At 47.5% G+C, this 20,974-nt stretch carries 21 protein-coding genes; 13 read left to right on the forward strand and 8 right to left on the reverse strand.

Going from position 1 to position 20,974, the window contains the following annotated elements; all coding sequences use genetic code 11:
- Positions 1–129 precede the first annotated feature (129 nt).
- Positions 130–888, forward strand: a complete 759-nt coding sequence (locus tag P2G85_RS17115) for an SDR family oxidoreductase (RefSeq protein ID WP_275865279.1) — start codon at positions 130–132, stop codon at positions 886–888.
- A gap of 159 nt (positions 889–1,047) precedes the next feature.
- Positions 1,048–2,610: a sensor domain-containing diguanylate cyclase gene (locus tag P2G85_RS17120; RefSeq protein ID WP_275865280.1), complete on the forward strand. Its 1,563-nt coding sequence runs from the start codon at positions 1,048–1,050 to the stop codon at positions 2,608–2,610.
- 84 nt (positions 2,611–2,694) lie between these two features.
- Here P2G85_RS17120 and P2G85_RS17125 read toward each other — a convergent pair whose 3' ends face one another.
- On the reverse strand, positions 2,695–3,330 hold the full coding sequence (locus tag P2G85_RS17125) for a CatB-related O-acetyltransferase (protein ID WP_275865281.1): 636 nt from the start codon (positions 3,328–3,330) through the stop codon (positions 2,695–2,697).
- An 884-nt stretch (positions 3,331–4,214) separates the two neighbouring features.
- On the opposite strand from P2G85_RS17125, the gene rbsD reads away from it, so the two are divergent.
- From rbsD to P2G85_RS17170, 9 genes are all read left to right on the forward strand, one after another.
- Positions 4,215–4,634, forward strand: a complete 420-nt coding sequence (gene rbsD / locus P2G85_RS17130; protein ID WP_275865282.1) for a D-ribose pyranase — start codon at positions 4,215–4,217, stop codon at positions 4,632–4,634.
- Positions 4,635–4,658: 24 nt separating this feature from the next.
- The gene (rbsA, locus tag P2G85_RS17135) at positions 4,659–6,164 is read left to right on the forward strand and encodes a ribose ABC transporter ATP-binding protein RbsA (protein ID WP_275865283.1); all 1,506 of its coding nucleotides are present in this window, start codon (positions 4,659–4,661) and stop codon (positions 6,162–6,164) included.
- The gene (gene rbsC / locus P2G85_RS17140; protein ID WP_275865284.1) at positions 6,161–7,144 is read left to right on the forward strand and encodes a ribose ABC transporter permease; all 984 of its coding nucleotides are present in this window, start codon (positions 6,161–6,163) and stop codon (positions 7,142–7,144) included. Before rbsA ends, rbsC begins: the two co-directional genes overlap by 4 nt.
- Positions 7,145–7,346: 202 nt before the next feature.
- A complete protein-coding gene (gene rbsB / locus P2G85_RS17145) occupies positions 7,347–8,225 on the forward strand; it encodes a ribose ABC transporter substrate-binding protein RbsB (protein WP_275865285.1) in 879 nt (292 codons plus the stop codon).
- 154 nt (positions 8,226–8,379) lie between these two features.
- Positions 8,380–9,300, forward strand: a complete 921-nt coding sequence (rbsK, locus tag P2G85_RS17150) for a ribokinase (protein WP_275865286.1) — start codon at positions 8,380–8,382, stop codon at positions 9,298–9,300.
- A gap of 25 nt (positions 9,301–9,325) precedes the next feature.
- Entirely contained in the window at positions 9,326–10,336 is a 1,011-nt protein-coding gene (locus tag P2G85_RS17155; RefSeq protein ID WP_275865287.1) for a substrate-binding domain-containing protein, read from the forward strand.
- A 505-nt stretch (positions 10,337–10,841) separates the two neighbouring features.
- Complete coding sequence (gene pnuC / locus P2G85_RS17160) at positions 10,842–11,573, forward strand: nicotinamide riboside transporter PnuC (protein ID WP_275865288.1); 732 nt, start codon at positions 10,842–10,844, stop codon at positions 11,571–11,573.
- A gap of 10 nt (positions 11,574–11,583) precedes the next feature.
- Positions 11,584–12,315, forward strand: a complete 732-nt coding sequence (locus P2G85_RS17165; protein ID WP_275865289.1) for a nucleoside phosphorylase — start codon at positions 11,584–11,586, stop codon at positions 12,313–12,315.
- 158 nt (positions 12,316–12,473) lie between these two features.
- Complete coding sequence (locus tag P2G85_RS17170) at positions 12,474–13,154, forward strand: Crp/Fnr family transcriptional regulator (RefSeq protein ID WP_275865290.1); 681 nt, start codon at positions 12,474–12,476, stop codon at positions 13,152–13,154.
- Positions 13,155–13,209: 55 nt separating this feature from the next.
- Here the strand turns inward: P2G85_RS17170 and P2G85_RS17175 are convergent, their stop codons facing one another.
- The 3 genes from P2G85_RS17175 to P2G85_RS17185 form a co-directional block, all read right to left on the reverse strand.
- Positions 13,210–13,365 (reverse strand): DUF3012 domain-containing protein, encoded by a 156-nt coding sequence (locus P2G85_RS17175; protein ID WP_275865291.1) that lies wholly within the window; start codon positions 13,363–13,365, stop codon positions 13,210–13,212.
- A 219-nt stretch (positions 13,366–13,584) separates the two neighbouring features.
- On the reverse strand, positions 13,585–13,971 hold the full coding sequence (gene cueR, locus P2G85_RS17180) for a Cu(I)-responsive transcriptional regulator (protein ID WP_275865292.1): 387 nt from the start codon (positions 13,969–13,971) through the stop codon (positions 13,585–13,587).
- A 271-nt stretch (positions 13,972–14,242) separates the two neighbouring features.
- The gene (locus P2G85_RS17185; RefSeq protein ID WP_275865293.1) at positions 14,243–14,491 is read right to left on the reverse strand and encodes a YgjV family protein; all 249 of its coding nucleotides are present in this window, start codon (positions 14,489–14,491) and stop codon (positions 14,243–14,245) included.
- Between the two features lie 397 nt (positions 14,492–14,888).
- Between P2G85_RS17185 and P2G85_RS17190 the strand changes: the two genes are divergently transcribed.
- Positions 14,889–15,074 carry a hypothetical protein gene (locus tag P2G85_RS17190; protein WP_275865294.1) on the forward strand — a complete coding sequence of 62 codons (186 nt, stop codon included), beginning with the start codon at positions 14,889–14,891 and terminating at the stop codon, positions 15,072–15,074.
- 70 nt (positions 15,075–15,144) lie between these two features.
- Here P2G85_RS17190 and P2G85_RS17195 read toward each other — a convergent pair whose 3' ends face one another.
- The 3 genes from P2G85_RS17195 to yccS all read right to left on the reverse strand — a co-directional run bounded on the left by P2G85_RS17195 (position 15,145) and on the right by yccS (position 18,062).
- Positions 15,145–15,438: a hypothetical protein gene (locus tag P2G85_RS17195; protein WP_275865295.1), complete on the reverse strand. Its 294-nt coding sequence runs from the start codon at positions 15,436–15,438 to the stop codon at positions 15,145–15,147.
- A 78-nt stretch (positions 15,439–15,516) separates the two neighbouring features.
- Positions 15,517–15,717, reverse strand: a complete 201-nt coding sequence (locus P2G85_RS17200; protein WP_275865319.1) for a hypothetical protein — start codon at positions 15,715–15,717, stop codon at positions 15,517–15,519.
- Positions 15,718–15,905: 188 nt separating this feature from the next.
- Positions 15,906–18,062: a YccS family putative transporter gene (gene yccS / locus P2G85_RS17205; RefSeq protein ID WP_275865296.1), complete on the reverse strand. Its 2,157-nt coding sequence runs from the start codon at positions 18,060–18,062 to the stop codon at positions 15,906–15,908.
- A gap of 277 nt (positions 18,063–18,339) precedes the next feature.
- Here yccS and helD point away from each other — a divergent pair, with 277 nt between their 5' ends.
- Positions 18,340–20,409 (forward strand): DNA helicase IV, encoded by a 2,070-nt coding sequence (helD, locus tag P2G85_RS17210; RefSeq protein WP_275865297.1) that lies wholly within the window; start codon positions 18,340–18,342, stop codon positions 20,407–20,409.
- A 74-nt stretch (positions 20,410–20,483) separates the two neighbouring features.
- On the opposite strand, the gene P2G85_RS17215 is transcribed toward helD, so the two are convergent.
- Entirely contained in the window at positions 20,484–20,939 is a 456-nt protein-coding gene (locus tag P2G85_RS17215) for a methylglyoxal synthase (RefSeq protein ID WP_275865298.1), read from the reverse strand.
- Positions 20,940–20,974: the final 35 nt, after the last annotated feature.

The raw sequence follows: 20,974 nt of genomic DNA on the forward strand, positions 1-20,974 counted from the left end.
CGGTGACGCCGTTATCAGCCGGGCTATACACTTGTAACTGAAGAGTGAAAGACAAAGTGCTGCATAATAATCGGTATTTTGATGACAGTGTCACCTTACTAGCCCAAAACCAGATATGGCGAGGATGGGATGGATATCAGAAGCAGTGTAATTGCAATTACCGGAGCCGGGCAGGGGCTGGGGCAAATGATGGCCATAACCCTGGCACATGCCGGGGCTGATCTGGCGTTACTCGATGTCAATGAAGAGGGCCTGCGTGAAACGCAGGACCAGTGCCATATGTTGAGCGCCAAAGCGTTAACCTATCGTGTCGATGTCACTTGTGAAAGCGAGGTAGAGCAGGCCTTTGAGGCGATTTTGCAGGATTTTGGTCAGCTGAATGGCCTGATCAATAACGCTGGCGTACTACGTGATGGGATGCTGGTCAAAGTGAAAGACGGTGAGATGAGCAAAATGTCGCTGGAGCAGTTTAATCTGGTGATGAATGTCAATGTCACCGGGACATTTCTCTGCGGCCGTGAAGCGGCGGCCAAAATGATCCAAAGCCAGTCCAGCGGAGTGATCATCAATATCTCCAGTGTTTCCCGAGCGGGCAATATCGGCCAAACCAACTATTCCGCTTCCAAAGCGGCCGTGGCGACTATGGCCACTGGTTGGTCAAGAGAGCTGGCGCGATACGGTATTCGGGCTGCGGCTATTGCACCAGGGGTGGTGAGAACCGCGATGGCGGAGCAAATGAAGCCAGAGGCGATAGAACGGCTCAACAAAATGATCCCACTGGGAAGAATGGCGGAAGCGAGTGAGATTGCCCACGCGGTTAAATACGTCTTGGAAAACGACTACTTTACCGGCCGGGTGCTGGAAGTCGATGGCGGGCTGAGAATGTAGCAGGGCATTTTCGGCAATATTCTTATTAGTTGATTGAGCAACGATATCACCTGATGGCGAATGATAAGTACAACCTCTGACTTCGACTAATTATCGGTTGCTATTATTATTGTCGTCAATTAGATTGGCGGCGGTAATGAATGGTAAAGGATTAATCAGGTGTTTCGAAGAGGTAAAGATCAATTAAATTTAAGAGCGCTGATTCTATTTTTATGTGTGTTCAGCGTTGCCATTACACTTCTTAATGCTTTTTATTCTATCTACCGGGTACAGCGTGATCTGATCATTAGTAATACCATCGAATCAAACCGGGTTTACGCTGAAAAAATGGCAGAAATGACGGATGCATTCATTAATACATCTATGTCGCAACTGAAATACAGTGCCGATTTGCTGAGTAACAGCATGGCTGACCTTGCTGCGATAAGTTCAGAAGTAGATCGCCTCAAAAAGCAAACCGACTCTTTTAACTCCGTTGTTGTGGTTAATGCCGATGGTGTCGTTGTTTCTATTTCACCCGAAATTGCTCAAGTGAAAGGGTTAAAACTAACCCAAGAAGGCGCGTTACAATCGCTAAGAGCGAAACGTCCTCTGATTACCGATCCATTTATTTCTCCGGCAGGGAACTATCTCACCAGCATTTCTTACCCGATCTTTTCTGATAGTAGGGAGTACTTGGGCTACGTGAGTGGCACCATTTACCTTGAGGAGAGAAATGTCCTGACGACGTTACTCGGTAATCATGCATACCAGGATGGATCGTACCTGTACGTTGTTGACCGCAATCGTACTGTGATCTATCACCCGGATAAAAACAAAATCATGGTTGATAATGAAGCGATTAGCGCTGTCATTAGTGGGGAAAGCGGTGGCGTTGATTTTATCAACTCTAATGGCATCCCAATGTTGGCCGGTTATGCCCCGGTTAGTGCCTCAGGATGGGGTATCGTTGCTCAGCGTCCAAAGGCGCTGACATTGCTGGCACTTGAAGAACAGATGTGGAAGGTCTTCCTGAAGTCTATCCCGATCAGCTTACTCACTTTGCTTCTTATTTGGATATCGGCGCTGTTTATCTCCAGACCTTTATGGCAGTTGGCCAGTACGGTGCGGGGATTCGAAAATCACACAGAGACAATAGCTGAGCTTGGTCTAATTAAGCCCTGGTATTTTGAAGCGGCTCATTTAAAGCGGAGCTTTTTAAAAGCGTTTGGTATTGTGTCGAGTACCATTGATAAACTGCACTCAGACAGTTTGACGGATGCCATGACGGGGTTATTAAACCGCCGTGGGTTAGAAATGGCGATTGAGAGCTTTAGTGATCATAATATTCCGTTTGCAGTATTGGCATTAGACCTGGATTATTTTAAAAGAGTCAATGACACATTCGGCCATGATATTGGTGACAAACTGTTGTGTGAAGTCGCTACCCTGATGAAGGAACAGGCAAGGGAGCACGATATTGTGTGTCGCTCGGGCGGTGAGGAGTTTATTATCTTTCTGGCTAACACCGGGATGAACCGAGCCTACGATGTCGCAGAGAGGATCAGGAAGTCGTTGGCGGCCCATTATTTTCCCACGATTGGCAACATGACGATATCCATCGGCGTTTCTCATTGGCTGGGTAACTCCCAATCGATCGAAACGGTGATTAAGAATGCTGATAATGCCCTCTATCAGGCCAAAAATAACGGCCGGAACCGAACCGAAATGGCGCGCAGCTGAGAAGCGAACAGAGGCCTGCTTTAAACAGGCCTCTGTTGTATTTCCTGCAGTAGCAGAACTCACCATGGTCATTGGGGCGAGATTTTATTGACCATTATAGTGATGATGCGCTTTCTCCAGCGCATCAATATCGGCACTGCAAATCAAGTCTTTTAGTGCATTAAACTTCTCTTCTGGCCAGTTATAAATATCCAGGGCCAGCAACCGCTCAATAGTCTCTTGCGGGAAACGCAGGCGAATCGGTTTGGCCGGAGAACCACCGACAATGGTGTACGGGGGAACGTCTTTTGTGACCACACTGTTGGCTGCCACAACGGCACCTTCACCCACCGTGACTCCAGGCATGATCATTGAGCGCATACCTAGCCAGCAGCCATCTTTTAGATGGGTATCGCCTTTGGATTGATAACTTGTGTCAATCATATCCATGAACGGGTATAAACAGAACCAGTCATCTCGATGGTTATGGTTGCCACCCATTAAGATCACCACTTCGGCACCAATACAGACATAGTCACCGATATAGAGCTTATCTATTTCCCAGCGCGGCTCTCTGTGGCGTGTGGCTTCATCTCCGTGCAGATAACGAACAACGGATCGTTCAAAGCCATTGTCGTATGCATCGCTGTAATAACTGTGGGTACCTTTAAGGATAATATTTTTGTTTTGTACTGTCTCGTGGAGCATTTCCATGCGAGTCCAGTGTTTGATTCTTTCCATTCGTTACCTCGGGACATGCCCTTTAATCGTGGGTATTTCTCTGTGTTATAGCGGATTACACCAGTCTTCGTGTGACTCGGCGTTAATATGGTAAAAGTGCGGTCTGATAGCGAAGTCCGGCCCACCAACATGGTTACTTGCAGTTTTACACCTGTCTGATTTAGCTGCGGGCGCCTTTATCACTATGAAAGTGACGAATACTTGCACCGAATAGCCTGGTGGCAGTTATGGCCATAGCGACAAAAACTGTCATCTCCAGGCAACGCTTCAAATAAAAACACATCACCACGCTACCTTTTAAACAGCAGGCAAAAACGCGGGATTCGACCTGAACTGTGTAAGACGCTGGTTATTTCAAAATATCGTGTGTTTGGTCGCAGTGACTAAGCGTATTGCTCATCACCGCGGTAGCTAAGCAATATAAGGTTGCGTAAGGTAAGCAATTTTAACGGCAGCAGTGCATGCAGTGGCGCAGTAATTTACCGCTGGCATATGCACTCCTGAGAAAGATAGGGATTAAACACGGGCTGATTGTACTTAATCAGGTCTTTTGGTCAACAGTCACAGAAAACTGATGTGCCAGGTAAGAAAGGTGACGGTTAAAGCGCTGTTGGAAAAACGCCTTTGCTTATCCGGATAGCGGCTCTATTTGTGTTGCCATCGAAACGTTTCGATGATGCAGTGTGATCTATACGCTTTTTTGATGTTGAGTATTTAATTAATAGCAGATCACTATCACACCTTGTCGTTTTGTCGCTGGTCAATTTGCCGAGCGAGTTTATTATGACATCGAAACGTTTCGATGGGTTTGCGCCAGTGAATATTATAACGAGCAAGGCGACAAACACTCGGCAGCGTAAACGTGCAAGTGAAAGGTCGTTAAGATGAAAAAAAGTACCCTAATAAATTCAGATATTTCTTACCTGGTGGCGACACTGGGGCATACGGATGAAATCACGATTTGTGATGCGGGCTTACCCATTCCGGAACACGTTCAACGCATAGATTTAGCTCTGACTCATGGTGTTCCCGGTTTTTTAGAGACGGTTCGGGTGATGTTGTCTGAATCGCAAATTGAAGGGGTCATCATTGCGGAAGAATTTTCGCAGGTCAGCCCGGCTCATCATGATGCCTTGCTTTCAGCATTGAGTGCAGAGAGTGAAGCTAACGGGAAACCAATTCAGGTTTCATACCTTAGCCATGAAGAATTCAAAACCCGTACCGGGCAAAGTCGTGCGGTGGTTCGTACTGGCGAATGTACGCCATACGCGAATGTGATTTTCCAAGCTGGTGTGGTGTTTTAAGCCAGACATTATAAAGGAAAGATTATGACTCAAGCCATCCTACAATTGAGCGAGATTGAAAAAGCGTTCCCTGGTGTGAAGGCTCTGGATAAGGCCAGCCTGAATGTGTATCCGGGGCGTGTTATGGCGCTGATGGGAGAAAACGGGGCAGGGAAGTCGACCTTGATGAAAGTGCTGACCGGCATTCATCACCTTGACTCTGGCAGTATCCAGTATCAGGGCCGCCCAGCGGCTTTCAACGGCCCGCGTGATTCGCAGGAAGCGGGGATCAGTATTATCCACCAAGAACTGAACCTGATCCCGGAACTGACGATTGCGGAAAATATTTTCCTTGGGCGTGAAATTACCGGAGCGATGGGACGCATTCAGTGGGCGGAAATGTACCGGGAAGCGGATCGTTTACTGGCCCGGTTGAATGTCAAACACAGTTCAAAAACCTTGTTGGGTGATCTCAGTTTGGGTGAGCAGCAAATGGTGGAGATCGCCAAAGCGCTGTCTTTTGAATCTAAGGTCATCATTATGGATGAGCCGACGGATGCCCTGACCGATACCGAAACGGAATCCCTGTTCAGCGTCATCAATGAACTGCGTGAACAAGGCTGCGGCATTGTTTACATCTCACATCGATTAAAAGAAATTTTTGAAATTTGTGATGACATTACGGTGCTGCGGGACGGCAAGTTTATTGGTGAGTGTCAGGTTAAAGATACCGATGAAGACGGTCTGATCGAAATGATGGTTGGTCGTAAGCTGGAAGATCAGTATCCACGTATTGATGTCCGACACGGGGAAACGTGCCTGGAAGTGATCGGTTTAACCGGGTCAGGCGTGCATGACGTAAGTTTCAAGCTTGACCGTGGTGAGATTCTGGGTATATCCGGCCTGATGGGAGCCGGGCGTACCGAGTTGATGAAGGTGATTTATGGTGCACTGCCGAGTGAGAAGGGCGTGATCAACCTGGACAACAAAACCATTAACCCGGTGAGTCCGCAAGATGGCCTGGCAAACGGCATTGCCTATATCTCGGAAGACCGTAAAGGCGATGGTTTAGTACTGGGCTTGTCAGTAAAAGAGAACATGTCTCTGTGTGCACTTGACCAGTTAACCAAAGGCATTCAGATCCAGCACGGTGAAGAGATAACGGCGGTCGAGGACTTTATCAAACTGTTTAACATCAAAACCCCGACCCGAGATCAAATCATCGGCAACCTGTCAGGGGGGAATCAGCAGAAAGTGGCGATAGCCAAGGGCTTGATGACCCGGCCGAAGGTGCTGATTCTGGATGAGCCGACGCGCGGTGTCGATGTCGGGGCCAAGAAGGAAATTTATCAGCTGATCAATAAATTTAAAGCCGATGGCATGAGTATCATCCTGGTTTCGTCCGAGATGCCGGAAGTGCTGGGCATGAGCGACCGCATCCTGGTGATGCATGAAGGTCGCATTACCGGTGAATTTGATGCCAAAGACGCCGATCAGGAAAAACTACTTGCATGTGCCGTTGGCAAACAAATGAATGAGGAAGCAGCATGAGTACCAATACCATGAGCAAACCAATTGAAACGAGCAGCAAAAAATGGCTCAGCAAAGAGTGGTTGATTGAACAAAAATCACTGATTGCACTGTTGTTTTTGATTGTTGTGGTGTCGTTTTTAAACCCTAACTTTTTCACCGTTGACAATATTCTGAACATTCTGCGCCAGACCTCAGTCAATGCCATCATCGCTGTCGGTATGACCCTGGTTATTTTAACGGCGGGGATCGATCTGAGTGTCGGTTCTGTGCTGGCACTGTGTGGTGCTTTCGCTGCCAGTATGATTGCACTGGAAGTGCCGGTGCTGGTGGCGATACCAACTGCGTTGTTCGCCGGTGCTGTGTTGGGGGCTATCAGTGGTGTGATTATCGCCAAAGGTAAAGTGCAGGCGTTTATTGCCACACTGGTTACCATGACGTTATTACGCGGTGTGACTATGGTCTACACCGACGGCCGACCAATTTCGACAGGTTTTACCGATACCGCGGATGCTTTTGCCTGGTTTGGTACCGGTTACGCTCTGGGTATCCCGGTTCCGGTGTGGCTGATGATGATTGTGTTCGCGGCTGCCTGGTACTTGCTTAACCACACTCGCTTTGGCCGCTACGTTTATGCCCTCGGTGGTAACGAATCGGCGACACGCTTATCGGGCATTAATGTCGATCGTGTCAAGATTGGTGTGTATGCCATCTGCGGTATGTTGGCGGCATTGGCTGGCATCATTGTTACCTCGCGCTTGTCTTCGGCGCAGCCAACAGCCGGTATGGGTTATGAGCTCGACGCAATCGCAGCGGTGGTACTGGGTGGTACCAGCCTGATGGGTGGTAAAGGCCGCATCATGGGCACCCTGATTGGTGCACTGATCATTGGCTTCCTGAATAACGCGCTTAACCTGCTGGATGTATCTTCTTACTACCAGATGATTGCCAAAGCAATTGTAATTCTGCTGGCAGTACTGGTGGATAACAAAAATAAGTAATGACGAAGCTTAGCCGTAAGTTTCGATAAAACATAGACTTACGGCTAAAAGAGAACGTCATAATAAATTGGATTATAAGATTTTTGTCTGACTCAGGCATCACTCAGCCCTGATACAGATAGCGATAATTGAATGTCACCTTTATTGGTGAAATCAAAACAAAAGAATGCTCTAAGCATCCCCTACACAAAGGACTTTAACGATGAAAAAACTTGCAACTCTTATCTCTGCTGCGCTTCTTTCCTCCACTGTATCGGTTGCCGCTCATGCGCAAGATACAATGGCTATCGTGGTTTCTACGCTGAACAACCCGTTCTTTGTCACAATGAAAGACGGCGCAGAAGCGAAAGCGAAAGAACTGGGATACGACCTGATTGTCCTTGACTCGCAAAATGACCCGAGTAAAGAACTGTCAAATATCGAAGACCTGACGATTCGCGGTGTGAAAGCGATTTTGATTAATCCAACTGACTCAGATGCGGTCTCCAACGCCATCCGCATGGCCAACCGTTCTGAAATCCCGGTGCTAACGTTAGACCGTGGTGCCAGCCGCGGTAAAGTGGTCAGTCATATCGCTTCGGATAACGTGATTGGCGGTGAAATGGCCGGTCACTTCATCATGGAAAAAGTAGGTGAAAAAGCCAAAGTAATCCAACTGGAAGGTATTGCCGGTACTTCTGCGGCTCGTGAACGCGGCGAGGGCTTTATGACCGCGGTAAAAGGCAGTGAGATGGAGCTGCTTGCCAGCCAGCCAGCGGATTTTGATCGCACTAAAGGCCTTAATGTAATGGAAAACTTACTGGCAGCTAACCCGGATGTACAAGCTGTGTTTGCACAGAATGACGAGATGGCGCTAGGGGCAATGCGTGCTGTGCAGGCTTCCGGTAAACAGATCACGATTGTTGGTTTTGACGGCACTGAAGACGGCATTGCGGCGGTGCAGCGCGGTAAGTTAGCCGCTACCATTGCTCAGCAGCCTGATCTGATTGGTGCTTTGGGCGTCGAGACGGCAGACAAAGTGCTTAAAGGTGAGAAGGTTAACGAGTACATTCCGGTACCACTGAAAGTCGTCTCTAAGTAATACGCAGGCATTTCTTTGCTCTCTTCTCCTTTTTCTGTCGTTGGGCGGAGAGAGCAAGAATAGATGCCTCTGGCTTTTTATCAGGTGAAAACCCATAGCCATCTATTCTCTCTGTTTTTTTATAAAGGGTTCATACAGAACCGAGGATAACCGTATGAATAAGTTAGTGGTTTTAGGTAGTGTTAACGCTGACCATGTTCTTCAAGTGCCTTCTTTCCCTCGCCCAGGCGAGACGCTTTATGGTCACAACTATCAAGTTATTCCTGGCGGAAAAGGCGCCAACCAAGCCGTTGCTGCGGCGCGTTTAAATGCGGATATCGGATTCATCGCCTGTGTGGGTGACGACTCCTTTGGTATCAATATCCGTGAGAATTTCAAAATGGATGGCATTGACATCGCTGGGGTGAAAATGCAGCCCAACTGCCCGACCGGGATCGCGATGATCCAAGTGTCCGACAGTGGTGAAAACAGCATTTGCATTTCGGCTGAAGCGAATGAGAGATTGACCGCTGAGGTGATTGAACCGGACTTAAACCGCATTCGTCAAGCCAGTTACCTGCTGATGCAACTGGAAACGCCAATCTGTGGCATTGAAAAAGCGGCACATACTGCAAAAGAGGCGGGGACTAAGGTCATTCTCAATCCGGCACCGGCAAGGGCGTTATCGGACGAGCTGCTGGCCAGCGTCGATGTGATCACCCCGAATGAAACAGAAGCCGAGGTGCTGACCGGGGTGACGGTGACTGATAATGACAGCGCTCAGGAAGCGGCGAATGTTCTGCACAGTAAAGGCATTGACGTAGTGTTGATCACACTGGGTGCGAAAGGGGTCTGGCTTAGCCAGAGCGGGCGCGGCCAGCTGATCTCCGGGTTCCGGGTTGATGCAACTGACACCACCGCAGCGGGTGATACGTTTAATGGGGCATTAGTGACTGGTTTATTGGAAGATTTGCCCTTAGAATCAGCGATTAAGTTTGCACACGCTGCGGCCGCGATTTCGGTGACGCGTTTTGGTGCGCAAACGTCGATCCCAAGCCGAGAAGAGGTTGAGGGGTTTTTAGCACAAACGTATTAAGTAAAAGATTTAGGAGAGGAATAACATGGCGACGATGAAAGACATCGCAAAATTGGCTGGCGTATCGACGTCCACAGTGAGCCATGTTATCAACAAGACCCGTTTTGTCAGTGAGGAAATTTCGGAGCGGGTCAACAAAGCGGCAAAGGAGCTGAATTACTATGCGCCTTCGGCGTTGGCGCGTAGCCTCAAAGTGAACCGAACCAAAACTATCGGCATGCTGGTGACGACTTCAACTAACCCGTTTTTTGGTGAAGTGGTCAAAGGCGTTGAGCGCAGTTGTTATCAAAAGGGCTACAGCCTTATCTTGTGCAACACCGAAGGGGACAACGAGCGCATGCGGGATTCGATCAATACTTTGCTGCAAAAGCGTGTTGATGGCCTGATCCTGATGTGTTCTTCGCTGGAAGGGGAGCGGATTGATGTATTTGAGCGCTATCCGGACATTCCGGTTGTGGTGATGGACTGGGGTCCAATGCTGTTTACCAGCGATAAGATCCAGGATAATTCGCTGCGCGGTGGTTACCTGGCAACAAAATACTTGATCGATTGTGGCCACAAAGACATCGGTTGTATAACCGGTCCGCTGATAAAACATCAGGCACAGATGCGCTATGAAGGTTACAAGCGGGCGATGAACGAAGCCGGTTTAGCGTTTAATGCCGACTGGATTGTGGAATCGGATTTTGAGTGTGAAGGAGGTTATCAGGCTCTTAACACCATGATCGGGCGTGGTTCACTACCCAGTGCGATTTTTGTTTCTAATGACATGATGGCAATGGGCGTGATCAACGCGGCCAATGAACAGGGATTACACATTCCACAAGATTTGTCCTTAATTGGCTATGATGACATCCATATTGCCAAATACATGTCACCATCACTGACTACCATTCACCAGCCCAAGTACCGCCTGGGCCAGGCCGCAGTCGAAACATTATTGCATAAACTGAATGACAAATCTGATGAAGCTCAGGTGGTCCAGTTAGAACCGACACTCGTTGAACGAAAAAGTGTCAAGGTTTTATTGAGTTAATTGATCACATTAACCGTTGTGATATTTTACCAAAAAATGAAGTAAGTCATTTCTCTTTTAATAATAAAGGCTTAGAATTATCCCTCACTACAGATAAAAATATTAATTACATGTTTTTGGACGAGCAATATGTTGTCAAAGGGATACGCAAAGTTTTCGGTTAAGCACCCACGGTTACACTGCGTTAACGTAATTGCAGTGGTGTTTATTTTCTTATTGAGCTGCTATCAGCTACTGGTGAATGAGGCGTTTGAGTACTCACTGGGTTTTGTAATTACGCTGCTTCTGTCATTGCTTTTTGCTTCAGCATCAGCTTTCAAAAAACGTTATTTAGGTCATGGTTCATAACGTATTCCATATATGATGGTCGAAAATAGTACGTTAACCAAAGTATTGACCTGTTTTATGATCCGTTACATCGAAGGGAGGACAAATGTCCTCCTTTTTGTTTGCTCCGGCACCATAAGATAAGCGTATTCCAAGCACAATAACAAAGGACCTCTCTATGGATTTATTTGCCTTGCTAGACATTAACAACAGCCTCATTACTATCCCGGTTGGCGGCGGATATGCGATGAGCTGGATCGAGGCGTTCGGCACCGTTTTCGGCTTGCTGTGTATCTGGTTCGCGAGCCAGGAAAAAACCATCAACTACTTATTTGGTTTACTGAACGTCACTTTGTTTGCGGTTATCTTTTTCCAGATTCAGCTATACGGGTTACTGCTGCTGCAGTTGTTTTTCTTCTGTGCCAACATATATGGCTGGTATGCGTGGACAAGGCCAAATGCACAGGGTGAAACATTAGAAGTTCGTTGGTTGAGTAAACAGAAACAGATTGCAACCGGCTCTGTTTGTGTGGTGGCGATTGCTTTACTGACCATTTATATCGACCCATTCTTTTTCGCACTGGCAAACATTGCCGTAGAGACACTGAATCTGTTTGGTGCCAATCTTGTTGAGCCGGTACTTGAGCCGGATGCATTCCCTTTCTGGGATGCAACGATGACGGTATTGTCTGTGGTTGCTCAAATTCTGATGACACGTAAGTACGTAGAAAACTGGGTTCTCTGGGTGGTGATCAACATCATCAGTGTCGGCGTTTATGCGACGCAAGGTGTGTATGCGATGTCGGTGCAGTATGCGATTCTTATGTTTATTGCCGCTAACGGCACGCGTGAATGGGCTCGCAGTGCGAAACGCAATGGTGAGAAAACACTGATTCAGGCAACGGCGTAAGGATAGTCCCATGGTTAAACAACCCCATATTGGAGTGGATGAAACACAAGTTGCCCCGTTAGTTATTGTCTGTGGCGAGCCCGACCGGGCGAATCGCATCGCAGCCTTGTGTGATGATGTTGAGCTGGTATCGGAGAACCGTGAATATCGCCTATTTACCGCTACGTACAAGGGTAAGGCGGTGTCTGTCTGCAGTACCGGAATTGGCGCTCCGTCGATGATCATCGCCGTGGAAGAGCTAAAACAGTGCGGTGTAACGCATGTGGTTCGTGTTGGTTCAGCCGGGGCAATGCAGTCGGGTATTCTGCTCGGGGAGTTGATTGTTGCAGAGGGCGCAGTGAGAGACGAAGGCGGCTCGAAAGCGTATGTCGGTGCGGCATACCCGGCTTATGCCAGTTTTTCTTTGCTGAAAGAGCTGGACTCCTATTTGTCAAAACAAACCACGCCATATCATCTCGGTGTCGTTCGTTCACACGATAGTTTTTATACCGATGAGGAAGACGCGATATGCCAGTACTGGAACAAGAAGGGCATTCTTGGTGCTGATATGGAAACCTCAGCGTTATTTACGGTTGGCCGTCTGCGGGGATTACAGGTTGCCTCTATCCTGAACAACGTCGTACGTTACCAACAAGATGTGAAAGAAGGGGTAGGTCAGTACGTAGATGAAGCGCAGGTGATGATGGCGGGAGAAAAACTGGCATCCCTGGCAGCGCTGGAAGCTCTTATTGCACAAAGCTGAGCCAATCTCATTTGATCAACGTTCAAAGCGGCACCCAGTTGTCGCTTTTTTATTATCCCAATCTGGATAAGTAAGTGTTCAGATTGGGATTAGCTACCATCGGGTGGATGTAGCAGTTACAATCGACTTGAGTTTGCTATCAATAAAGAGAATGGCGCGTGAAAATTGCCCCTTACCCAAATGGTCGTTTTAAAAGCTATTTAGAGCAGAAACGTGCTGAGTTTCGGAAATTGATTTATCAGTGCCAGATCAGTAGCCGATATTTTGATGCCGGTGAAGCGATCCTGCGCCAGGGTGAGCAACTCCAGTATCTTTATGTTGTTCCTGTTGGCCGTGTTTCGATGAGTATCATTGCCGCCAATGGTCGCCGGTTTCAGCTCGGTGAGGCTAATTGTGACTATCACATTTATGGTGAGATGGAGTATTTTACTCAGACCCCGTGCCAGTGGAATGTAGTAGTGGATGAACATATGCAGGTGGATGTAATTTGCATACAAAAACTCACTGAAGCATTGCACAAACATCCTGAAATGTTGTTCTTTTTTGCTTCTGCATTAGCAGAGGACTATCAGGATTCGATGGATATTTATACCAATCGGTTGTTGCATCCGATCACGTACAACATTGCTTACGACTTGTTGGTACAAAAACAGGCCAACACTTTGCTGGGTGGGTTTGGTAAGGTCAACCAGGAAGCAGAGCGTTTTGGTACCTCTGGGCGAGTCTATCGCCGTGCGGTGAAAGATCTAATGGATAAGGGGCTGATCCGAAAAGAGGAACATGGATTAGAAATCGTCGATGAGGCTGGATTAAAGGCATTTATCGAGACTTACGAATAGCCCGCGACTAATGCTGCGGGCTATCGGGTCTCTGCGTTATGTTGTAAGGCGGTTTTTAGAAAACACAGTGTTTTGCGAAATCGGACGCTTCATTGGCGGTCCATTCACCTTTTGGCTTTTCTTTCATATCATTACACCATTCTTCGCTGCCAACTTCAGTGCAGGCCATCAGTGTTGTCGTTACGAAGAACATCAAAATCAGTTTTTTCATCATCTACTCCATGTCGGTGACTCAGTTTCTATTACACGGTGCTGAGTACATAACAGTTATTGGTTCCGGTTATAATGGTTTGAGAATATATAATGTTGCTACGCTTAGAAAGCTTGGAGGCCGATAAATTAGAGGTTAACAGAGCAAATCCTCGTGTCTTTCATCGAAGAAAGATCAAGGCTGGTTTGTTGTGAATGTTCTCGCCCAACAGCAAGGCTACTATTTGATCAGTTCATCAATGATGGGGCAGCGACTTTTCGCATCACCCGGGCAGGCAGATGCCCAACTCTCTAACTGCTGTTTTATTTCCATCAAATGAGCAATTTTCTGCTCAACTTCATGTAGTTTGTCCAAGGTTTTTGATTTGACTTCGCTACTCTTGCGGTTGGGATTGCCAGCCAGTTGGACGAACTCCCGGCATTCTTGCAGGGAAAAACCGGCACTTTTGGCTCGTGATACCAGGTTAAGCTCTTGAATATGTGTGGCAGAATATTCCCGGTAACCCGCGTCACTACGTGCAGGTGACGAAATGATGCCTTTCTCTTCATAAAGTCGAATCGATTTTGCAGAAAGTCCGGTCAGTTTTGCGACTTCACCAATATTCATAATAATCTTTCTCAATGACGCTGATGATCAACGGCTTGAGTATATCCTGTTATGTGTTTTTGGCAATCTCAGACGAGGTGTATTCAACGTTTGGGCCGCCACATTAACAGAGTGGGCCAGGCAAGGGTAAAACAAAAGTCACGCTTGAAATGCGGGCTTATGTGCATGATCGAAAAGGGAAAGGTGCGTTGGTCCGGAGGCGAGAAGAGGGGGAATCATAAAGAAAAAGCCCGCAAGCGTTGCGCTTACGGGCTTTGGTAATTCTTTTTGCTTAGGCTTTTTCAAGTTCTAGGCTTTTTTTTTCACGTTGCATTTTCGCCAGGAAGTAGACGTTAACACAAGCGATAAAGCCGTTGGTCAGTACTACTGGCCATGAATCAATCGCCAGGCCGTAGGCGGTAAACAGTGCACAACCGATAAAGTTTAGAACACGTAACTTCACGATGTCTTTCATTGTCAGCGAGATTGCGACCATGATAGATGCAGCGTAGCCTAGAATCTCAACCATATTCATTTCCATTATTTGACCCTCTTAAATCTGCCGAATTCTGTCGGTACCAATTCTTCTCTTCTTGAGATAAGTGAGGAAGCTCCGTGCCTCGAATGGTCTAGTTCGTTCTGATGGCAAGACTATAGCAACTGAAAAACCGTGATGAAAGCATCAATTTAAGGTTAAGAGAAGGTTAGCGATTACGCAAACGTTTAAGGGCTAAATCGGATGCGATTCAAATTATCGCTATGGCTTATGGTTGTTGTGCGACTGGTAATGAAAATGATATTGAACAGAAAGGTAAAATCAGGCTATCATTGCAAATGATAATCATTACCAACAAAGGTGTACCATGCCTGCAACGATAAGCCTGTTATTTTCTTTTATGTTGATACAACGAATAAAACCAGATATGTGGAGTTGCACGGTGCATGTTCTGACGCATCTTATCTTGCTGTGGTATTTGCCGCCAATGTATCCGATACACTACTTATTATTGTCTTTTTTCAGTGCACCTTTAATGATCTGGCTGGCGAAACAGACCCGAGTGTTTGATGTGGTGTTTGCTTTTGTGCCTTTGCTGATTGGTAGCAGTGTCTATGCGCTGCTATAGCAGTTAATCTGGGGAAGCCTGTGAGAGAAGGGAGTTGAAAAAATTAATCAGTGGCGGCCAGTTTACGGCGCTATACATGAATGTCGAGTAGGCTACCGATCACTTCGTTGTTTTTTTCTACTACTGACGCACCGATACGATTGTAACCGGCGGCTTGAGTCAGCGCGATGACCGGGACAATGGCTTCTGACCCAACGAGTAATGGCGCATGTTCAATGCCGGTCTTTACCAGTTCAGCCTTGTTAAAATTGAGTGCGTCATCGACTTTGGGTATTGCCTGTTGTAGATCATGGGCTGCTTCTTTAACCATGTTCTGCGATGACTGCAGTATTTGATGTCCCGCCTGAATTCCTGATATTGACATAGCTCCTCCGCTCCTTATGCTGCGGATAGCATATCTTGAGGCGAAAAAATATTCAACTCATTGACAAGAAAGATGAGATCAAGAAAACAGCTTAGATAACATCTCACGTTCTTCACCAGAGAGTACGGGGGAAATATTGTGATTCAACTTCTGGTTAATTTCGCCCTGCAATGATTTCAGCTGGTTGGCAGTCAGCTCACTAATTTTTTGTTTCAGTTCATTGAATTGCTTGCTTGTCATCGCTTCACCCTCATGATACCCGGTCTTTTCCATAACCATACCCACCACCTTCATTTACTTGGTAATAGCTAGTTACATCTGATCCAATAAGGTTAGAGTAGGGCGAGAGTGATGGATTTTTGTCCGAAAAATGTCAAAGGCTGTCAAACTGCTGGTAAGAGATTTGCGAGTCATAAAAGAATCAGGCGGTTAGAGAAAAGTACCCGGGTACTTTTCTCTAAGCCAGATCATGAGTGTACTCGTACTGCAAATGTTGACGCCAGTGAGTGAAGTTCAGGCAGCATACGATAAATCAGGTGGAGTTGCTGGAGTGCCAGGCGGGCCGAGCCATCGTCTTCGTCACGCCACTCATTCAAGCGTCGCTCAATATCCGAGTCATCAATGACAGAAAGGTCACACTCTTCGCATTGTTGGTGTAACTGGCGCTGTAGAATATCCAAGTGCTGGTGAATACTGCGGTGCGCATCCAATACCAACTGATGGATTGCCTGGTCTTCGATGCGAGTGCGGTGCGCACCCAGAGCGGAGATGTAGTTAAGCATGGCATGGTTGAGGGTTAAAAAGCGAAAGCTCTCCTCTGTCGCAGTACGATATTTACCGGGTTCAGCTAACATGTTGCTAATCGCAGATGACAAGCTGGCATCCGCGTTATGTGCCTGACGGCGCGCGATACGGTAGTTGAGGCTGTCTTTTTTACCAATACGGTACTGACCAATAATTTGACCAAGGTAGTCTTTGTTGGCATTGATGGCGTCTGCCATCGCTCGGTGTAACCGCTTGGATTCCCAGTCCGGTAGGATAAACATCACCGCGGCTACGGCGAGGGCACAGCCAATCAGGGTATCCGCCAGCCGTGGTAATACTACGGCATAGCCTTCACCAAGCTGGTTAAACAAAAACAGCACCAACAAGGTGATAAAGCCTGTGGCGTAGCCATAGTTATTGATCCGAAATGCAAAGAACATCACCCCGGATACCACGATAAACACCAGCTGGCTCTCCTGAGACGGGAAGAAAGTCAGCAGTGGAACACCAATCAGCAGCCCGGCCAGAGTGCCAATCACCCGTGCGGTCAGTTTGTTCCGGGTTGCGCTATAGTTGGGCTGACACACAAACAGTGTGGTCAATAAGATCCAGTAGCCGCGATCGATGCTGAAAGCCTGAATGATGCCGTAACCAATGGTTAAAGCGAGCGACATACGCAGAGCATGGCGAAACAGTATCGAATCCGTAGTTAAGTTCGCTAAGATACGTTGTCCCATCGCTTTAAGCGTGTGTGGGTTAGTATCATCAAGCGTGTCTTCCTCTAACCGTTCAGCATCGGGGTTGTTAATATTGCACAGTTGCTTTTCTACCGTTGCAAGGTTACGAAATAAATAGCTAAGTTGTGCCAACAATCGTTTCCAGTGGCCGTGTTGCTGCTCTTGCAGGTAATTGAGCGAGTTTTGCAGTTCAGCCAGAGCGCTAGCGCACTGGGCGGTGTGGCTGTACTCATTGCCCAGCTTGATGGCATGGGCAATATCACGGCATGCCTGCGCCTGTGTTTCCAGCAAATATTTAAAGCGGAACAGAACATCTGAGCGTTCAAACTCCCGGGCCAGATCCTGATAGCGGTAATGGCTGGAACTGACGCGCTCGTGGATATCCTGGGCAATAAAGTAGATATTCAGGAAACGGTCACTCGGGCCATCTATGTGACCGCGCTTTGAGCGGCTGAGTAACGTCGCTTTGCATGCATTGAGTGCGGTGACGGTGGCAGCATTAAGCCGCGCAGCTTCAATGCGCATCGGTTGCGGGGTTAGGTCCGTGACCGGGTGGAACAGCTTTGCTTTTGCATCTAAGTAGTTTGCCAGGTGGAAAAATACTGTTGCCAGGCTTTGTTGCACCGGTTGCAGTGGCCAGAACATTTGCCACAGCATTGACATGAGATAGTACCAGGCGGCACCGCTGAGCAGCCACAGCGGCTGAAACCAGATAGCGGGGCTTTCATGAGCGCCGAGCATGGTATAGATGGCGATCAACAGCGAGCCAAACGCGATGCTGGCGTATTTTGGCCCTAAGGCGCCGAGGATGATGAACCCGAAGGTCGAAATGAACAGTCCGCCGGCAAATAGCCACGGGGTGTTGAACAGGATCTCAATGGAAAAGGCGGCGAAAGCGAAACAAACAAACGTCAGAAGCAGCGCTTTTAATCGCCCCATGAAGCTGTCGTCGCTCTCTGCGAGTGCGGCGGCGATGACACCTAAAATCAGCGGTGTGATCAGCGTGTTTTGTTCAAAATACCAGGCGGGAATAACCACACCCAGTAAGGTGATCAAAATAAGGATACTGTAGTTAATGGTTCTATTAGCCCAGTAGAGGCGAAGTTTTAAAGCCGGTTGCACAATGCGCCTTTATATATGATGAAAACAATGCCAGTTTAGCAATCGCACTATAGCGTGTTTAGGTCAAAATATAAGAAAAAAAGTTGTTTGCGCATGAAATAAACAGCAATGGCATCAAATGAATGTAAAGCCGGAAAAAAGATTATAAAAACAACAGTAATGTGATTTTTATTTAAGGAAAGGGGCAGAACATCGCGCTCAAGGCATCCTGAGCTACAATTCACCTGGCGAAAATGATATAAACCGACAAGATTATGACGAAAAGGCTCTTCGACACATGCAACTAACAGCCTCTGATAAAGCACAGTTTTTTATTCAAAATGAGTACTACCAGGTTGAAGTTAAAGAAAACAGTGTTTTATTAAGTTCGGTAGGCAGTGAAGAGCACATTCCGTTCACTGTCTGGAATGGCAAGGTTTCGGTGAAACGCGGGTTGATCTGGAGTACATTACAGTTTTTCGCCCATGAGCAGGATGGTCAGCAACATTCATGGCTGGTTCAGGGGCTACCTTGGCCACAATGTCGTAAATTTGCTCAGGATGCCGTGCGCCATTATCAGCAGTGGCACAACAATCAGTGCCGTATGCTGGCCCAATATCTGCCCAAGTGGGAAGAGGGGTTATATGGGTTACAGCACCTCCCGGCTTACTTATCCAATTCCCGGGTTCGCTACTGGCTAAATCAAGTCAATACAGATCTTACAGAGATTCAAACCAGTCTGAGTGAAGCTAAGCTGCGGATGCCAAATCGCATAGGGGTACTTGAACCTTGGCTGTTGGCAACCTGCCAGACACTGGCAGAGCGCAACCATGCATGGCTGGAAGAAGAGCGCACCAACTGGGAAGTGCTGTTTAATCAGGTCGAATCCTCGCCACTGAATCTTTCACAGCAGTATGCGGTATTACTCAATGATGACCATAACCTGGTGTTGGCCGGGGCAGGCTCAGGTAAAACCAGTGTGCTGACAGCAAGGGTTGCTTACTTATTACAAAGTCATCAGGCTCAACCAGATGAGTTGCTGATGCTGGCATTTGGCCGCGATGCCGCGACCGAAATGGCACAACGGCTGAAAGATAAAGTAGGTATGTCTGCGGAAAACGTACGCGTCAACACTTTTCATCAGCTGGGGTTAAAAATTCTCAATCAGGTAGAGTCTTCTGCGGTTGAAATTAGCCCGTTGGCGCTGGACAGCAACCAAAGAACGGCGTGGTGCATCGACTGGTTGAAAAAGCACTGGATGACACCAACCAACTTCAAGCGCTGGCAAAAGCACCTGGCTAAATGGCCGATAGCCTATCTGGCAGGCGATGATGAACTGGGCAGCCATTCTGAAAACCCGAAGCTTATCGCGTGGTTGGATGCCCAGCTGTCGCAACTGGCTGCGATGGGGCTGACAAAAAAACAGGTGCAGGAAAAGCTAGTCAGCCACCCGGACTATACACGCCTGAACAGCGAACTCGCTCTGTGCTGGCCGTGCTACAGCGCGTGGCAAAAAATGCTCAAAGAGAGTGGGCAGGTGGATTTTCCTACCATGATCAGCCGTGCGACAGATTATATCCGTAAGGGCAAGTTTGTCTCACCATGGCGCTTTATTATGGTGGATGAGTATCAGGATATCTCACCAGATCGCCTGGCTTTGATCGAAGCCTTGTGTGCCGAAACAGGCAAACAAGCCGGTGCGACACTGTTTGCTGTTGGTGATGATTGGCAATCAATTTACCAGTTTGCCGGCTCAGATGTGGATTTGACCACCGGGTTCGAGCAACGGTTTAAGCACGCAACGGTACACCGGTTGGATACAACTTATCGTTTTAATAATCAGATTGGTGATGTGGCTAATGTATTTGTCCAGCAAAACCCATCTCAACTGTCAAAAACGTTGAACAGCTATAAGCAGAAGAAGCAAAAGTGCGTCTATTCCGCACCGAGCAGTCAGGTGGAAAAGATTCTGGATCAGCTGAACTATCAGGCGAAGAAAGTGAAGTCTGTACTGTTATTGGGACGTAATCACTACCATAAACCGGATTTGTATGATGACTGGCAGAAGCGTTTTCCCAACCTGGATATCCGTTTTATGACGTGCCATGCCAGTAAAGGACGCGAGGCGGACTTTGTGGTTATTTTGTCAGTGGACGAAGGGCAGTTTCCGGCCAAAAAGAAAGCGGTGCACATTGATGGGGCATTGACAGCGTCAGGTGATGATTATCCTTACGCGGAAGAACGCCGTTTGTTTTATGTTGCGCTGACAAGGGCGAAGGAAAAGGTATGGATCACTCATACCGGAGCTGGATCTGGTTTTGTTCAAGAACTGGTCAATGGTGATTACCCGATCGTGCTGTCAAAATAGCGGTTTTGCCGATCAAAAAAGGCGATAGGTAACTATCGCCTTTTTTGTTGAGTTGATGCTGGGGCCGCAGGCGATTACGTCCGCTCTGCCAGATAGGCCTCGTAGTCAGGCACTTCCACGTCAACTTCCTGTTCAATTAACGGTGAGTTAAAGATAAATTTGGCCGTTGCGCGGTTTGTGGCGACTGGAATGTTCCATACACTTGCGATACGGAGCAGCGCTTTTACGTCCGGATCATGCGGTACAGCATTGAGTGGATCCCAGAAAAAGATCAATACGTCTATCTTACCTTCAGAGATCAGTGCACCTAACTGCTGGTCGCCGCCCATCGGGCCGCTGATCATGCTTTTAATCGCAAGGCCGGTTTCTTTGCTCAGCATATGGCCGGTTGTGCCGGTGGCGTACAAAAAGTGGCTTTGTAATGCTTCTTTGTTTTCTTTTACCCAGCGTAATAGTTCAGGCTTACAGTTATCGTGAGCGACCAGCGCGACGTGTTTGTTTGCTGGCATGGTACGAGTCTTCTTTTGCATCAAATTGTTTCCGTTGTATTGATTTTCTTTCTGGC

This window comes from Vibrio sp. CAU 1672, assembly GCF_029223195.1.
Classification (GTDB): Bacteria; Pseudomonadota; Gammaproteobacteria; order Enterobacterales; family Vibrionaceae; genus Vibrio.

Coding starts and splice junctions, on each gene's coding strand:
- P2G85_RS17115 (WP_275865279.1), top strand. CDS start 130: ATGGATATCAGAAGCAGTGTAATTGCAATTACCGGAGCCGGGCAGGGG.
- P2G85_RS17125 (WP_275865281.1), bottom strand. CDS start 3,330: ATGGAAAGAATCAAACACTGGACTCGCATGGAAATGCTCCACGAGACA.
- rbsD (WP_275865282.1), top strand. CDS start 4,215: ATGAAAAAAAGTACCCTAATAAATTCAGATATTTCTTACCTGGTGGCG.
- rbsA (WP_275865283.1), top strand. CDS start 4,659: ATGACTCAAGCCATCCTACAATTGAGCGAGATTGAAAAAGCGTTCCCT.
- rbsC (WP_275865284.1), top strand. CDS start 6,161: ATGAGTACCAATACCATGAGCAAACCAATTGAAACGAGCAGCAAAAAA.
- rbsB (WP_275865285.1), top strand. CDS start 7,347: ATGAAAAAACTTGCAACTCTTATCTCTGCTGCGCTTCTTTCCTCCACT.
- rbsK (WP_275865286.1), top strand. CDS start 8,380: ATGAATAAGTTAGTGGTTTTAGGTAGTGTTAACGCTGACCATGTTCTT.
- P2G85_RS17155 (WP_275865287.1), top strand. CDS start 9,326: ATGGCGACGATGAAAGACATCGCAAAATTGGCTGGCGTATCGACGTCC.
- pnuC (WP_275865288.1), top strand. CDS start 10,842: ATGGATTTATTTGCCTTGCTAGACATTAACAACAGCCTCATTACTATC.
- P2G85_RS17165 (WP_275865289.1), top strand. CDS start 11,584: ATGGTTAAACAACCCCATATTGGAGTGGATGAAACACAAGTTGCCCCG.
- P2G85_RS17175 (WP_275865291.1), bottom strand. CDS start 13,365: ATGAAAAAACTGATTTTGATGTTCTTCGTAACGACAACACTGATGGCC.
- cueR (WP_275865292.1), bottom strand. CDS start 13,971: ATGAATATTGGTGAAGTCGCAAAACTGACCGGACTTTCTGCAAAATCG.
- P2G85_RS17185 (WP_275865293.1), bottom strand. CDS start 14,491: ATGGAAATGAATATGGTTGAGATTCTAGGCTACGCTGCATCTATCATG.
- P2G85_RS17195 (WP_275865295.1), bottom strand. CDS start 15,438: ATGTCAATATCAGGAATTCAGGCGGGACATCAAATACTGCAGTCATCG.
- P2G85_RS17200 (WP_275865319.1), bottom strand. CDS start 15,717: ATGGTTATGGAAAAGACCGGGTATCATGAGGGTGAAGCGATGACAAGC.
- helD (WP_275865297.1), top strand. CDS start 18,340: ATGCAACTAACAGCCTCTGATAAAGCACAGTTTTTTATTCAAAATGAG.
- P2G85_RS17215 (WP_275865298.1), bottom strand. CDS start 20,939: ATGCAAAAGAAGACTCGTACCATGCCAGCAAACAAACACGTCGCGCTG.